The 14521-nt window shown below is 57.5% G+C and carries 17 protein-coding genes; 5 read left to right on the forward strand and 12 right to left on the reverse strand.

The annotated features are described in order from the left end of the window. Position 1: 1 nt before the first annotated feature. On the reverse strand, positions 2-925 hold the full coding sequence (locus ACEWL3_RS10790; protein ID WP_386181780.1) for a DMT family transporter: 924 nt from the start codon (positions 923-925) through the stop codon (positions 2-4). Then, a complete protein-coding gene (locus ACEWL3_RS10795; RefSeq protein WP_386181777.1) occupies positions 922-1734 on the reverse strand; it encodes a TIGR00282 family metallophosphoesterase in 813 nt (270 codons plus the stop codon). The genes ACEWL3_RS10790 and ACEWL3_RS10795 overlap by 4 nt, the downstream gene beginning before the upstream one ends. Before the next feature lie 120 nt (positions 1735-1854). On the opposite strand from ACEWL3_RS10795, the gene ACEWL3_RS10800 reads away from it, so the two are divergent. Then, positions 1855-2985 carry a Hint domain-containing protein gene (locus ACEWL3_RS10800; RefSeq protein ID WP_386181774.1) on the forward strand — a complete coding sequence of 377 codons (1131 nt, stop codon included), beginning with the start codon at positions 1855-1857 and terminating at the stop codon, positions 2983-2985. Here the strand turns inward: ACEWL3_RS10800 and ACEWL3_RS10805 are convergent. Further along, positions 2982-3545, reverse strand: a complete 564-nt coding sequence (locus tag ACEWL3_RS10805) for a 5-formyltetrahydrofolate cyclo-ligase (protein ID WP_386181771.1) — start codon at positions 3543-3545, stop codon at positions 2982-2984. The genes ACEWL3_RS10800 and ACEWL3_RS10805 overlap by 4 nt on opposite strands. Further along, complete coding sequence (gene mgtE, locus ACEWL3_RS10810) at positions 3542-4945, reverse strand: magnesium transporter (protein WP_386181768.1); 1404 nt, start codon at positions 4943-4945, stop codon at positions 3542-3544. Before mgtE ends, ACEWL3_RS10805 begins: the two co-directional genes overlap by 4 nt. A gap of 122 nt (positions 4946-5067) precedes the next feature. Between mgtE and guaD the strand changes: the two genes are divergently transcribed. Next, a complete protein-coding gene (guaD, locus tag ACEWL3_RS10815) occupies positions 5068-6363 on the forward strand; it encodes a guanine deaminase (RefSeq protein WP_386181766.1) in 1296 nt (431 codons plus the stop codon). Positions 6364-6365: 2 nt separating this feature from the next. Here guaD and ACEWL3_RS10820 read toward each other — a convergent pair whose 3' ends face one another. The 5 genes from ACEWL3_RS10820 to ACEWL3_RS10840 all read right to left on the reverse strand — a co-directional run bounded on the left by ACEWL3_RS10820 (position 6366) and on the right by ACEWL3_RS10840 (position 10838). Then, on the reverse strand, positions 6366-6776 hold the full coding sequence (locus ACEWL3_RS10820) for a CAP domain-containing protein (RefSeq protein WP_435000903.1): 411 nt from the start codon (positions 6774-6776) through the stop codon (positions 6366-6368). Between the two features lie 8 nt (positions 6777-6784). After that, the gene (locus tag ACEWL3_RS10825) at positions 6785-8125 is read right to left on the reverse strand and encodes an 8-oxoguanine deaminase (RefSeq protein ID WP_386181760.1); all 1341 of its coding nucleotides are present in this window, start codon (positions 8123-8125) and stop codon (positions 6785-6787) included. A 106-nt stretch (positions 8126-8231) separates the two neighbouring features. Next, positions 8232-9032, reverse strand: a complete 801-nt coding sequence (hisN, locus tag ACEWL3_RS10830; protein ID WP_386181757.1) for a histidinol-phosphatase — start codon at positions 9030-9032, stop codon at positions 8232-8234. Positions 9033-9106: 74 nt separating this feature from the next. Then, a complete protein-coding gene (locus ACEWL3_RS10835; protein WP_386181755.1) occupies positions 9107-9481 on the reverse strand; it encodes a helix-turn-helix domain-containing protein in 375 nt (124 codons plus the stop codon). Positions 9482-9965: 484 nt separating this feature from the next. Further along, complete coding sequence (locus ACEWL3_RS10840; RefSeq protein WP_386181752.1) at positions 9966-10838, reverse strand: LysR family transcriptional regulator; 873 nt, start codon at positions 10836-10838, stop codon at positions 9966-9968. Between the two features lie 122 nt (positions 10839-10960). Here ACEWL3_RS10840 and ACEWL3_RS10845 point away from each other — a divergent pair, with 122 nt between their 5' ends. The 3 genes from ACEWL3_RS10845 to ACEWL3_RS10855 all read left to right on the forward strand — a co-directional run bounded on the left by ACEWL3_RS10845 (position 10961) and on the right by ACEWL3_RS10855 (position 12666). Continuing rightward, a complete protein-coding gene (locus ACEWL3_RS10845) occupies positions 10961-11185 on the forward strand; it encodes a DUF1127 domain-containing protein (RefSeq protein ID WP_386181749.1) in 225 nt (74 codons plus the stop codon). A 128-nt stretch (positions 11186-11313) separates the two neighbouring features. Continuing rightward, a complete protein-coding gene (locus tag ACEWL3_RS10850; protein ID WP_386181746.1) occupies positions 11314-12090 on the forward strand; it encodes a Bax inhibitor-1/YccA family protein in 777 nt (258 codons plus the stop codon). Between the two features lie 108 nt (positions 12091-12198). After that, positions 12199-12666, forward strand: a complete 468-nt coding sequence (locus ACEWL3_RS10855; protein ID WP_386181743.1) for a cupin domain-containing protein — start codon at positions 12199-12201, stop codon at positions 12664-12666. On the opposite strand, the gene ACEWL3_RS10860 is transcribed toward ACEWL3_RS10855, so the two are convergent. The 3 genes from ACEWL3_RS10860 to rpmG form a co-directional block, all read right to left on the reverse strand. Continuing rightward, complete coding sequence (locus ACEWL3_RS10860) at positions 12663-13352, reverse strand: VIT1/CCC1 transporter family protein (RefSeq protein WP_386181740.1); 690 nt, start codon at positions 13350-13352, stop codon at positions 12663-12665. The two genes, ACEWL3_RS10855 and ACEWL3_RS10860, sit on opposite strands and share 4 nt — an antisense overlap. An 86-nt stretch (positions 13353-13438) precedes the next feature. Next, complete coding sequence (locus ACEWL3_RS10865; RefSeq protein WP_386181737.1) at positions 13439-13993, reverse strand: hypothetical protein; 555 nt, start codon at positions 13991-13993, stop codon at positions 13439-13441. A 221-nt stretch (positions 13994-14214) separates the two neighbouring features. Continuing rightward, entirely contained in the window at positions 14215-14382 is a 168-nt protein-coding gene (gene rpmG / locus ACEWL3_RS10870; RefSeq protein ID WP_005852281.1) for a 50S ribosomal protein L33, read from the reverse strand. Between the last annotated feature and the right edge of the window lie 139 nt (positions 14383-14521).

Raw genomic sequence — 14521 nt, forward strand, 5'->3', positions numbered from 1 at the left:
CTCAACCCTCGTTTGGTTTTTGCTGTACCAAAAGCGCATTGTGGCGCTGAGGTTGCACCAGATACATACCCATGAACATCGCGGCCAATGCAAGCCAAATAGTCGGCGCATAGGTTTCGCCCAGTATCAGGTTCGCCCAGATCAGGCCAAAGCCCGTGACCATATAACTGACCTGCACTGCAAACACGGCCCCTGCCCGGCCCACCAGCCAAACATAGGCCGCATACACCAACACATGGATCACCGACCCCGCAATCAGCGCCTGCTGCGGGACCGCCAGCGGCCAGACCGGCGCGATGTATTGACCGGTAGCGAACGTCAGCGGGATCATAACGATCACACCCACCAATGACGCGCCAAACATCACCTGAAACGGGTCCAGCCTTTCCGTCCCCCATTTGTTCACATAATTGCCTTCAAAGGCATAAAATAACGCCGTAACCAGATAGATCGCGGCCCATCCGACCGGGATTTTCAACCCCAGATCAATCGCCGGGGCGACGATGATCAACACCCCGATCAAACCAAAAAGCAGCCCGCCAAGCCGCCGCCAGCGAAATCGGTCATTCCCAAGCATCAGAGCGATGACAAAGGCGAACATCGGCACTGTGCTGATCAGCAGCGACATGATGCCTGCGGGCAAGAACACCGCGGCCTGATACGATATGGAATTGGGCATCACCGTGCCAATCATTGCCAGGATCAGATAAAGCCGCAGCGCGCGCATGTTCAGCGGCAAAGCGACCCGGCGCACAGCACAGATCACCCCCATCAAAACCATACCGATGATCAACTGCCAGAACACCAGCCCAAAATGGCCGTATCCCGTGCTTACCGCGATTTTGGTAAAAGGCTGCGTAATGCCCCAGCCCGCGCCCATCAGCACCAGAAACGCGGAGTAAGACAGGATTTCGCGCCTTGTCACGGGGTGCTGGACTGCAAGGTGCCACCTGTGCGCACCGGCTGGATGCGCGTGGCACGGCCTGTGCGGTCATCCGTTTCGACATAGACACCTGACAACGTCGCCTCACCATTGGCTGGCGTGAACCGTTCTTTTGGCATGCCTGTAATAAACCGGCGCAAAGGCTCGGCTTTGTCCATGCCAATGACCGAATGATAATCGCCGCACATCCCTGCATCGCTGAGATACGCAGTGCCGCCGGGCAGGATCATCGCATCCGCCGTAGGGACATGGGTGTGGGTGCCCACCACCAGTGACGCGCGCCCGTCGCACCAATGGCCCATCGCCATCTTTTCAGACGTCGCCTCGCAATGGATGTCCACAATGATCGCCGATGCCAACCCGCCAAGAGGATGGGTTTTAAGCACAGGCTCCAGCGCTGAAAAAGGATCATCAAAGGGGCGTTTCATAAACACCTGACCCAACGCCTGACAGACCAGAACCTTGCGCCCGTTTTGCGCCGTAAACAGCCGTGCGCCCTTGCCCGGTGCAGATTTAGAGAAATTCAGCGGCCGGATAATGCGCTGTTCCTGCTCAATATAACTGAGCATGTCTTTTTGATCAAACGCATGATCACCCAGCGTGAGGCAATCGGTCCCGGCCTCCAGCAACAGCTTGGCATGCGCGCCCGACAACCCAATGCCACCGGTGGCGTTTTCGCCGTTCACCACGACAAAATCAAGCTTCCACTCGGTGCGCAGACGGGGCAGATTTTCGGTGATGGCGCGACGCCCGGCGCGGCCCATCACGTCGCCAAGAAACAATATTTTCATAACTGCCATCGTTAGGCCCGTTTGCCCGGATGAGCAAGCGCCCCAGAATTGACACGAAGCAGGCACAGTTTGGCACCACCCGGTTGGTACAATTTTCGATTAATTGTTCGGGGCGAGACTGTGGCCGACAAACTTGATGGACTGATTATCAGTGAAATCCTCGCGGACAATGGGGGGGGCAGCGCCTTTGATACAGACGGCGATGGCGAGGCCAACAAGGCCGATGAATTTGTCGAAATTCAAAATACCACCAATAGTGCCATATCACTTGATGGATATGAAATCTGGTCAGAAAAAGCTGGCCAACTTTACAGCTTTGGTCCCGGCGATACAATTGCTGCGGGCGGGACCGCCACTGTGGTTGGCGAATATATCGGAACCCCGCCCGCGGGCTATTACGATTCCGGGGCCAGCAATAGTGTGAACTGGCTGCCCGACGGTGAGGGCCAAAAGTTCGATTCAATCTTTCTGGTCAACAGCGTGACTGGCGAATACGTGGTGCTGTCATATGGCGTCCCGCCCCGCACACCCACGCTGCCCAGCGGCTTTCCCGGCACAACAAGAATTGGCGCGGGCGAGACGATTGCCAGCAATGCGCCCAACGGCACTGCATTTTCACGCGATATAAACGGCGATTTTGTCGAATCCGCGCCGACCCCCGGTGCACCGGGTGTACCTTGTTTTTGCCCCGGCACCTTGATCGAAACCGTTAAGGGGCCCGTCACCGTCGAAAAACTGCGGCCAGGTATGCTGCTGCGATCGCTAGACTCGGTTTTTGAGCCACTGCTGGGAATTAAGCGCCATGTCCTGCCCGCCGCCCGGGTTTTTTCTGACCCGACATTGCTGCCTGTCCTTTTGCCAGCAGGCTCTTTTGGCAATAGCCGCCCGCTGATGGTGTCGCCAAACCATCGCATCATGCTCAGATCACTGCGCGTCAGCATGCTTTTTGGTGGCTCAGAGGTCCTTGTTGCTGCGAAACACCTCTTGCCCCATGGGGCAACACGCGTTCCTTTTGAGGGCAGGCCGCAGTCCTATTATCACTTGTTGTTTAAGGATCACGTCATTCTGCAAGCCAATGGGCTATGGACAGAGAGCCTGTTTTTGGGGGACGTCATTGATCAGGATGAAAGCGCGCGCTGTGATTGGGATTTTGTACCAGGGACCGCGCCGTCGTCCATCAAACATGCTTATGCCGCGCGCCCGATCTTGCGGCGCTATGAAGCACATGTCCTGTTGGAACGCGCCGCCTAGGTGCCTACGTCGATAACGCCTGCTTCGGTCACAATCAGGTCCAACGGTTGATCCGTCGATTCAAGCGGCAGATCGTCCGTTTCCTGCCCCGCGAAGGCAAAACCAATCGCCATCGTCGGCCGGTTGGCACGCAACAACTCAAGAGTTCGGTCGTAGAATCCGCCCCCATAACCCAAACGCCCGCCTGCGCGGTTGAAGGCCAAGAGCGGCACGATCAGGATCTCGGGTTCAAAAAAATCTGCCCTCTCGGGGATCAATGCGCCAAATGCTCCCGCCACCATCGACGTATCAGGTGTCCACCGCGAGAATTTGAGGGGCTGACCTGATTTGATAATCACCGGCACGCCTACCGGTCCATACGCACAGGCCTCTGCCATGGCAGGCACCGGGTCGATTTCCGTGCGGATCGGCATGAAACCCGAAAGCGGCACACCACGATATCCCGCCAGCACCTCGCTCAGATATCCGGCCTGCGCGGCATTTGCGTTTTCGAACAAAGTCTTGCGCCGCGCAAATGCTAACTTGCGCGCCGCCGCCTTGATCGCTGCGAGATCGTTCACAACAGCACCGCCGCCGCCAATCCGAGGAACGCAAAGAAACCCACAACATCCGTCACAGTGGTCACAAAGGCCCCGGATGCAAGCGCCGGATCGACCCCGACCCTTTCCAGCAGAATGGGAATGCCCGTGCCTGCCAATCCGGCCACCACCATGTTGATCACCATGGCCGTGGCAATCACGTAACCCAATGCGGGCGAGCCGAACCAGATATAGCCCACGATCCCCATTACCACGGCAAAGACCGTGCCATTTATCAAGCCAACCAGACATTCACGCCGGATCACCCGCCAGACGTTTGACCCAGTCAAATCCTTGGTCGCAATCGCGCGCACCGCCACGGTCAGGCTTTGGGTCCCCGCATTGCCGCCCATCGACGCCACGATCGGCATGAGCACGGCCAGCGCCACGATTTGGGCCAAAGCCATTTCAAATTGGGCAATAACAAGTGATGCAGCAATCGCCGTGACAAGGTTAACCGCCAGCCACGGCAAGCGCTGTTTGGTGGTTTCCATCACCCGGTCGCTCAGTGACCCTTCGCCAACACCGGCAAGACGCAGGATGTCTTCCTCGTGTTCCTCATCCAGAACCGCCATCGCATCATCGATGGTTATCACCCCGATAAGGCGCCCCTCATCATCCACGACAGGTGCCGAAATCAGGTGATACTGGTTGAACGCATAGGCCACATCCCCCTCATCGCGCATCGCCGGGATCACCTGAAACGTTTCTTCGAGGATATCGCGCAGCATGGTGGCGCGTTTGGACCGCATCAGTTTGCCCAAGGTGATGTTGCCCACCGGGTGCAGGCGGGGATCGACCATTACGATGTGATAGAACTGATCTGGCAGGTCCTCTTCCTTGGTGTTACGCAAATGATCAATCGCCTGACCGACATTCCAATGCTCGGGGGCCATCACGACCTCGCGCTGCATCAGGCGACCGGCGGAATATTCCGGATAGCTGAGCGATTGTTGCACCGCCGCCCGGTCGCTATCTTCCAGCGCGCCCAGAATCGCGGCTTGCTGTTCGTCCTCCAGATCTTCGATCAGATCAACAACATCATCGCTGTCCATCTCACGCACCGCTTGGTTCAGGACCTGCGGCGTCAGCATCGAAATCACATCTTCTCGGATAGATTCGTCAAGTTCTGACAGGATTTCGCCGTCAAACTCGCGGTCATAAAGCCGGATCAGATCGGCGCGGTCACCATGGCTGATCTGTTCCAGAAGGTCAGCAATGTCCGCCGCGTGCAGCGGCTCCATCAGGGCGGTCAGTGTGGCCTGATCACCCGCTTCAACCGCCTCCAGAATCGCCGCGACCGCCTTGCGATCAAGCAGATAGGCCTCCGCCTCATCCTCTTCTTCCCGGGTCCGTTCCAGATCTTCACTATCATCCATCATCACGTGCTCCTCGACCGGCCCTTGCGCTTGGCGCGACCATAGGCATGAGGTGTTTGAGACACAATGGCGGTTGATTGCGGATCGGCGTTGCCGCCCGCCCCGGACAGGAATAATGTCACCTCATGACTCAACAGACTCTGCTTTGCGGCCCGACCCTGCGCTTTACCGGCGATCCGATGATCCAGCCGTGGCATGACGTGATCCATGTTGACACCAATGGCGGTGTGCTGATCGAAGGCGGCATCATCAAGGCGGTCGCTGACGCGGACCGCCTGCGCGCAGATCACCCGCAGGCAAGTGTTACAACGTATGGGGACGGCACCCTGATCTGCCCCGGTTTTGTCGATGCCCATGTGCATTACCCGCAGACGGCAATTATCGCGTCCTGGGGCAAGCGCCTGATTGACTGGCTCAACAGCTATACTTTTCCCGAAGAAATGCGCCTGTCTGATCCGGACTATGCCGATGAGATTGCCACGCGGTATCTGGATCTGACGCTGGATCATGGCACCACCACTGTGGCGTCATATTGCACCATCCATCCGCATAGTGTCGATGCGATTTTCACCGCCGCCGCGGCACGGGGCCAACGCATTGTCGCGGGCAAAACCTGTATGGACCGCAATGCCCCCGAAGGGCTGCGCGACACCGCGCAATCAGCATATGACGACAGCAAAGCCTTGCTGGAACGCTGGCACGGGAATGGGCGCGCCTTCTATGCCATCACCCCACGGTTTTCACCGACCTCAACGCCAGATCAGCTTGCCGCTCTTGGCGCGCTCTGGGCTGAATTTCCCGAATGTCTGATGCAAACCCATCTCAGCGAACAGCTTGATGAAATCGCTTGGGTCCGCGATCTTTATCCGTCTGCGCGCGATTATCTTGATACCTATGAGGTCCACGGCCTGATCGGGGATCGCGCCCTTTTCGGCCATGCCATCCACCTTGACCCCCGCGAGATCGACCGTATCTGCGAGACCGGTGCCGCATTGGTCCATTGCCCCACGTCCAACACCTTTATCGGCTCTGGTCTTTTTGACATGGCCGGCCTTACCGCGCGCGGCATTCCTTGCGGGCTGGCCACGGATACCGGCGGTGGTTCGTCTTTTTCAATGTTGCGCACCATGGCTGCGGCCTATGAGATTGGCCAGCTACGCGGCACCCCGCTGCACGCAGCACAACTGATCTGGCTCGCCACCGCCGGCTCTGCGCGCAGCCTGCATCAGCACGGGCACATCGGCACCATCGAGGTGGGCAAGGAAGCGGATCTGTGTATTCTCAACCTCGCCTCAACCCCCGCGATTGCGCAGCGCGCCGCACAGGCGCATGACATCTGGGAAAGCCTGTTTACCACGATCATGATGGGCGATGACCGCGCTGTCCGCGACGTCTGGATCGCCGGAAATCGACGGGCGTAGCGTCAGCAGGATCCCGCAAGCACCATCACCCAGATGTTATCCTTTGTCCGCGCGAGCCCAAATTCCCGAACTTTCTTATGGACCATGTTTCGGTAATGCCCTTTGGATTTCGTCCAACTCTGCATGACCTGCGCCAAATCCCGTTGCCCTTTCGCAATATTCTCGGCGACGAAACACCACTTATATCCCTGCGCGCTGACCCGATCAGAAACGGCTGAACCATTGCTGCCCTCATGGGCGAAAAACCCCCGCTGGGCCATGTCTTTCGCATGGGCCTGCGCCGCCTTTTCCAATCGCGGCGAATAGATCAGGGCCGGCTTGCCCGCACTGGCGCGCACCCCATTGATCGCGCGCGTTGCCGCAGGGTCCGCCGCCGCTGGCACGGCCATCAACAACAGCGCCAATACAAACATCACCTGATTCATAATGCCTCGCTCAATGTTCTTGCCATTTGGTTTTGCCGCGCGACCTGGGCACCCAGATCAAGGGTTTGAATCTGACCATCGCGGACAATCTGACGACCTTCTACGAATAAATCCCTTGCCGTGGTCGGTCCAGCAAGTAACAGTGCAGCGGGGTCCCAACTGCCCGCTGAGGTCAGGCCACTGACGTCCCAGATCGCCACATCCGCGCGGCAACCCACCGCCAGACGCCCACAATCGGGCCGCCCCAGGATATCCGCACCACCGCGCGTTGCAATCTCCAGTGCTTCGCGGGCGCTCATCGCATCTGCACCGCGCGCAACCCGCTGCAGCAACATCGCCATCCGTGCCTCAGCCACCAGATTGCCCGCATCATTGCTTGCCGATCCGTCAACACCAATGCCCACCGGGACGCCAGCATCCCGCATCGCCCGCACCGGTGCAATGCCAGAACCAAGGCGGCAGTTTGAGCAGGGGCAATGTGCCACGCCGGTGCCCGTCTCAGCAAAAAGCGCGATCTCACTTGGGTCCAGCTTGACGCAATGCGCGTGCCACACATCGCGGCCAACCCATCCCAACGCTTCGGCATACTGCCCGGGACGGCAGCCGAATTTCTCAAGGCTATAGGCGATGTCTTCGTCGTTCTCAGCCAGATGCGTGTGCAGCATCACGCCCTTGTCCCGTGCCAACACCGCCGCGTCGCGCATCAATTCGCGGCTGACTGAAAAAGGCGAACAGGGCGCGATCCCGACCCGGCACATCGACCCCTCTGAGGGGTCATGGAAACCATCCACCACTCGGATGCAGTCATTCAAGATCGCAGCTTCATCCTCAACCAGATCATCGGGCGGCAATCCACCGCTGCTGACCCCAATGCTCATGGCCCCTCGAGTCGGGTGAAAGCGCAGACCAAGCTCGGCAGCAGCGTGGATCGTGTCCTCAAGCCGCGCGCCATTGCGATACAGATACAGGTGATCGGACGACAGGGTACACCCTGACAATGCCAGTTCCGCCAGACCAATTTGCGCCGACACATACATATGCTCTGGCGTGAAACGCGACCAGATCGGATAGAGCGTTTGCAGCCAACCAAAGAGCAATGCGTCCTGGCCACCCGGCACCGCACGGGTCAGCGTCTGGGACAAATGGTGGTGGGTGTTCACCAGCCCCGGCGTCACAACACATCCAGACGCATTTATCACCTCGCCAGAGGTGGCAAGCCCGGTCGCAACCGCGACAATCACACCATCCCGGATCAGGATATCCGCACCGTACATTTCGCGGCGCACGTCATCCATTGTCAGAATACAATCTGCGTTTTTGATAAGAATTTCGACCATGCTGCACCTCTTGCTCTGGCCTGTCTCATGCAAAGGTGCAAACGCTGGTGGAAAACAGGCTCAAGAACCAGCATTACAGGAACTTAAACGCTGACACGGTCCGTGGTCAATAATCTTTGAGGATCGCCAGTGCCTGTGCGTGGATTTCTGTGTTCGCCGCCGCAATTGCACGTCCGCCCGCGTGGGCAGGCCCGCCTTGCCAATCGGTCACAACCCCGCCTGCCGCCCTGATCACCGCGATCGGCGCATGAATGTCATAGGCGTTCAATCCCGATTCAATGACCAGATCAACCTGCCCTGCCGCAACCAGCGCATAGGCATAACAATCCATGCCATACCGGGTCAGCTGTGCGCGACCGGCCACCGCATTGAACCCCGCACCATCCGCCGCGGTGCCGACCTCTGGAAAAGTTGTAAAAACAATTGCCTCGCTCAGGTCACGCGGTTTCATCGTGGCCAGCGGGCGCGTGCCTTGCGGCCCGGTCATCTGCGCGCCGTCTGGTGCCCCCTCAAATCGCTCACCAACATAGGGCTGATCAATGAGCCCATAAAACGGCCCCGCCGCATCTGAGAGCGCAATCAAAACGCCCCAGGTCGGGGTGCCGCTGACAAATCCACGGGTGCCATCAATCGGGTCAAGCACCCACGTCAGCCCGGATGTCCCGGACTTTGCCCCATATTCCTCGCCCAGAATGGCATCATCGGGCCGTTCCCGCGCCAGAATATCGCGCATGGCACGCTCTGCCGCGCGATCCGCCTCTGTCACCGGGTCGTATCCAACGCTCAGCTTGTTATCCGCCGTCAGACCCGCAGTGCGAAAATAGGGCAAAATAATCGCCCGCGCCGCATCTGCCATCAGATGCGCAACACGGCGGATATTTGGATCAAATGAGGTTGCATCTGTCATGCACATGGCCTGCCAGCTTGGCCCGCGCAATTCAAGCCCCCGATCCCCTTAAGGTACCGAGGGCCGTGCCCGTTTCAGGCTACGTCGCTTAAGACGCGGGCAAGTTCAAACAGCCTGCGCCGCTGGTTTTCCGGAATCGCGTAATAGGAGCGCACCAGATCCATTGCCTCTTTGTCGCTCATCAAATCGGTTGGCACAGTAGCGTCTTTCAGAGCGGCTTCGTCTTCAGCAGATTTAAGACCTTCAAAAAAGAAGGAAACCTGAACATCAAGGGCATCGGCAATATCCCAAAGCCGCGACGCGCTGACGCGGTTGGCCCCGGTTTCATATTTCTGAATTTGCTGGAACTTGATGCCAACCAAATCCGCGAGACCTTGTTGTGTCATCCCCTTCAACCATCGCCGCTGGCGAATGCATTTCCCAACGTGCACATCTACCTTGTGAGCCATCTCGTTTCGCTTCCTTACTTATTAAGAACTAAAATAATTTCAATCATTACGTTTTTGACGTCGAAAACATGTGTTTTGCAATCCGATGTCGCTCTCTAGCATACGAATTACCACCAGCACATCAAACATTATTAACTATTTCATGATCCGCGCACACAAAGGTGCTTACAACCTAAGGTGTTAATTGTGGATAAATCCGAGACTCAATGCGAGTCTATCAAACCGTCGAAAAGCTGTATTTTCCATGACATGTCAGACACCTGCGCCGCATCCTTAAGTTTCGCGGCAAACACGTAAAAGTTGGCTTTGAACAGAGTGCGCAAAGTTTTGGCAGCCTTAAAAAAACAGAGCGAATTGTAACAAACGGAACAATTTTACCCCCACACGCACCGGGAGAGTGAATAAAAAGTGATTCTCCCAAAGGGTTAAATGCGCCATTTGCGCGCGCCATACGCCACCCGCTGATAAAGACCATCATCTACCCTTAAACGGCGCGCAACCGGCCAGTCTGAGGCTGGAATGCATTTTGCAAAAGAGCGACCAATGTGTTGTGTACTTCTCCCTGCGATCCTTGCGCGCCATAAAGGTTGATCTGCTGGGTTGCCAGGATCGGCAAGGCGCTGTTGTGATCGACCTGTTCAAGATAGGGTGGTTCGGTCCCGTCGATCATCGCATGCACAGCCAGATCGGCGCTGACCGCCGCCTCAATCGTGCGATCACTTTCGGTATCAACGGCCATTTCCCAATCAATACCGGCGGCGTCCAACGCCTTTACCACATGCGGCCGAAACGTACAGAAACGGCAGAACGCCAGACGCAAAGGCCGTTGCCGCCACGCCGCGCCACCGGGTGCCCCGATCCAGATTAAATCTTTTTCTGCAAGCATCTGGCCACCCTGATCAAGCCCGGTCTCGGTCGTGACGATCAGATCACAGTCGCCTTTTGCGAACTGCTCTTTCAAGGTTTTCGTATAGGACGCTTCAAGCAAGATGCGCACCCTCGGGAACGCGGCGTGGAATTGTTTGAGCACCTGTGGAATGGCCGGATACACAATGTCATGCGGCACACCCAATTTGATCTCGCCCTCGTAGGCCTGATCGGTCAGGCGGGCAATCACCTCGTCGTTCAGCGCGATCATCCGGCGCGCATAAACCAGCAATTGTTCACCCGACGCGGTCAAGCCAATGGTGCGCCCCGTACGATCCAGAAGGCTCAGTCCCAGCATTTCCTCCAGTCGCTTCAACTGCATCGACACAGCTGATTGGGTCAGATGCAAGAACCCCGCCGCCCGTGTGACCCCGCCTGAATCGGCCACAGCCACAAAGGACCGCAGCGTCGTGATGTCGAGGTTTCTCATATATCAATCCCCTTGATGTCAACCATAACAAACATTCGTTTTTATTATGTCCCGATATCCACCATATATCAAGCATCGAAATGCAAAATGGAATCGCATCACAATTTCTAAAGGAATACGCCATGACCACGCTTCTTCGCCACAGCTGCCCTGCAACACCAATCAACGGTGCACGCACCCGTTCTATTCGCAGTTTTTTCGCCCGTGCTTATGGCTTGTGGCGCACCCGGCGTGCGCTGGAAGGTCTGTCAGGCGCTCAACTTGAAGATGTGGGCGTGACCCAAGCCGAGGCAGATCGCGAGGCACGTCGCCCGGTCTGGGACGTTCCGGCCAATTGGCACGACTGACCGACGCAGGCCGTTACAGTTTTCGACAACAAAAGCCTTGAAAAACAGTCGCGAAGGCCCAATATTCCACGCAATACCGTGACCGATCTTGTCGGCACGTAACTTATTGCCAGTTTGGAGGTCAACACATGGCTGACGTGAATACAATCCGGGGCGTAGCCGGAACCCGCGCCGCCGAAATCGACGCGGGTCTGCGCGCCCACATGAACAAAGTATACGGGACCATGTCCGTCGGTATGCTGATCACCTTTGCTGCGGCTTGGGCGATTTCAGGTTTGGCGGTTACTGCCGACCCTGCTTTGGGCGTGGCGCAATTGAGTGCTGACAAATACCTGACCAACTTCGGCTACACGCTTTATGCATCGCCGCTGAAGTGGGTAGTGATGTTTGCCCCTCTCGCCTTTGTCTTTGGCTTTAGCGCGATGATCAACAAGATGTCCGCCGCCACGGCACAGGTCGTGTTCTATACCTTTGCCGCCGTGATGGGCATCTCGATCAGCTCGATCTTTTTGGTCTTTACCGGCTATTCGATCGCTCAGGTGTTCCTGATCACCTCGATTGCCTTTGCGGGTCTTTCGCTCTGGGGGTACACAACCAAGAAAGACATTTCTGGTTGGGGCAGCTTCCTGATCATGGGCGTGATCGGCCTGATCGTCGCCTCCATCGTGAACATCTTCCTCGCCTCTTCGGCGCTGATGTTTGCCATCTCTGCCATTGGTGTTCTGATCTTTGCGGGCCTCACAGCCTACGATACACAAAAGATCAAGACCGAGTATCTGGCACATGCGCACCACGGTGATACCGAATGGTTGGGCAAAGCCGCCATCATGGGCGCGCTGAACCTCTATCTCGACTTCATCAACATGTTCATGATGTTGCTGCATCTGTTCGGCAACCGAGAATAAGCGCTTCGCATTCTGACGAAATGGGGCCGGTTCTGAAAAGGACCGGCCCTTTTTTTGATGGCAAGCACCCCGATGCCAGAGTTACGAGCAAACTGCGAAAGGTGATCCATGACCATTATCAAAGCAGGCACCGCAAAACGCGATGAAGCCGGGCAGGATGACTCTCTTGGCCCCTACCGGGCCGAACTCATCAGCGACACCGGGCACCTTACCCAATTTGGCGCGTTCATCGAAGAACTGCCGCCGGGATCGCATTCATCTTATGCGCATTGGCACAGGTCAGAGGATGAAATGATGCTGGTCCTGAGCGGTGAAGTTGTCGCCATCGAGAATGGCGTCGAGACCATTTTGGCACCCGGTGACGCGGCCTGTTGGAAGGCGGGGGATGCGGTTGCGCATACGCTGCACAACCGCAGCGATGCGCCCGTGCGCTATGTCGTGATCGGCACCCGCGCGCCCAAAGATACAGTAACCTATCCAAAACTCGACCGGGTTCTGCATTTTAATCGGGCGACTAAGGAACGCACGTATACCACGCTTGCGGGTGCACCAAGCAGCGGTCCACAGAAAAGCTAGGCCAGTACCCCAAACGCGTGTCCCACAAAGGCTGTCACTGCCATTGCCAATGTGCCCCAGACAACCACCCGGCGAATAGCTGGCCATCTTGGCGCTCCGCCCAGGTGTGCGCCGCCCCCGCCCAAGGCAACAAGCGCCAGCACCGCCACAATGGCCACCGAGATACCGCGGCTGCCCGCAGGGGCCAGTAACGCCGCAAGCAACGGCAAACCGCCGCCCAGCGCAAAGGCCAGCGCAGAGGCACCCGCCGCCTGCAATGGGTTCGCCTGCCCTGCCAATCCAAACATGCCCAATTCTTCGCGCGCATGTGCGCCCAGCGCATCATGATCGGTCAGCTGCGTCGCGACCTCCAGTGCCAGATCACTCTCGACACCTCGGCTTTCTAACCCTTCCGCCAATTCGCTAAGCTCATAATCCGGGTCTTCGATCAGCGCAACGCGCTCGCGTTCCAGATCCGCCTCTTCGACATCGGCTTGGGCAGAGACAGACACATACTCACCCGCAGCCATTGACAAGGCACCCGCAGTCAACCCGGCCAGTCCAGTCAAGATCACATTGCCATGCACCATTCCGGCAGAAGACACACCGACCAGCAGGCTGGCCGACGACACAATACCGTCATTCGCCCCCAAAACGGCAGCGCGCAGCCAATTGCTGCGATTGATATAGTGACCTTCTTTGGGCATTGGGCGTCATTCCAAATGCAGCATGCGTATTAAGTGTCGCGATACTGTGCATTGGGACGGGCTGCAAGCGGGTGTGTCCGGCAAGATCAGGGGCAGTTGATTGCGCCCGCGATCCCCGTTGCGCGTGCACGACTGGGCCCGATGGAATAGCCGCCGCCATCTGGTGTGCATCCGGTCAAGGCCGGGACTTCGGCAAGGAAATTACTTACGGTGGTGGGACCCATCGTGATGACTGTGCCACGCGGCGCACGGAAGACCGCAAACGGGTTGCTGCCCACACGCACAATGCTCAGCCGAACGTCGCGGCCAGCCACGTTCACGGCAACTGAATTACTGTCGAGGGTGCCACCGCTGCGTATCGCGCGAGACGCCTGAGTACTGCGGTTGGACGACCCGCCACGAACACTGATCTGCGGCACACGCACGCCCGACCGCACCACGACAACAGGGGCAGTTCTTTTCGAAAACAACGGCTTGCTCAAGACCTCGACCGCCTGGGTATGGGAACCGACGCCTGTGAACCCGACACTTTGACTGTATTTACCACCAAAGACGGGTGCCGGGGGCGGCCCGCCCAGTTTACCGGCACATGCCGACAAAAGACCGACAGACATCAAAGCGAAGATTAGCAAGCGTGGCATGTTTTGTTCCTTGGCAGCTAGGATATCGTCAACTATTGCGTGATGCTCGCTAGGACGCAAGCGCTGTGTTGTGATGAACAGGCGACAGATATCCAACCGGCCTTGAACGTCCGCGGGGACGATCCCCAGGCGCGTACGGCCCGAATGGCGTTATCCGACCCCTTAAACGCAAAAAGACCGCGCAATGAGCGCGGCCTCGGAATCCTGAAATCAGGCTGATCTTACTTGATCTTGCCTTCTTTGTATTCGACATGCTTGCGAATAACGGGATCGTACTTTTTGATGACCATTTTTTCGGTCATGGTACGTGCGTTTTTCTTGGTAACGTAAAAATGGCCTGTGCCCGCGGACGAGTTCAGACGGATCTTGATCGTGGTTGGCTTCGCCATAAGTCTTCTCCTGCTGCACCGCCCGGCCGTGCGCGGGGTGCGGGTAATCCTGAAACCCGGCTTTTAACCGGATGCGGGTCCGAGTCAACAGCAAAAGGCGGTTGCAACCTCAGTTCAGGCCGGGTGTGGAAAAATCCGG

It is taken from the genome of Sulfitobacter sediminivivens (genome assembly GCF_042611115.2).
In the GTDB taxonomy this organism is placed as follows: Bacteria; Pseudomonadota; Alphaproteobacteria; order Rhodobacterales; family Rhodobacteraceae; genus Sulfitobacter; species Sulfitobacter sediminivivens.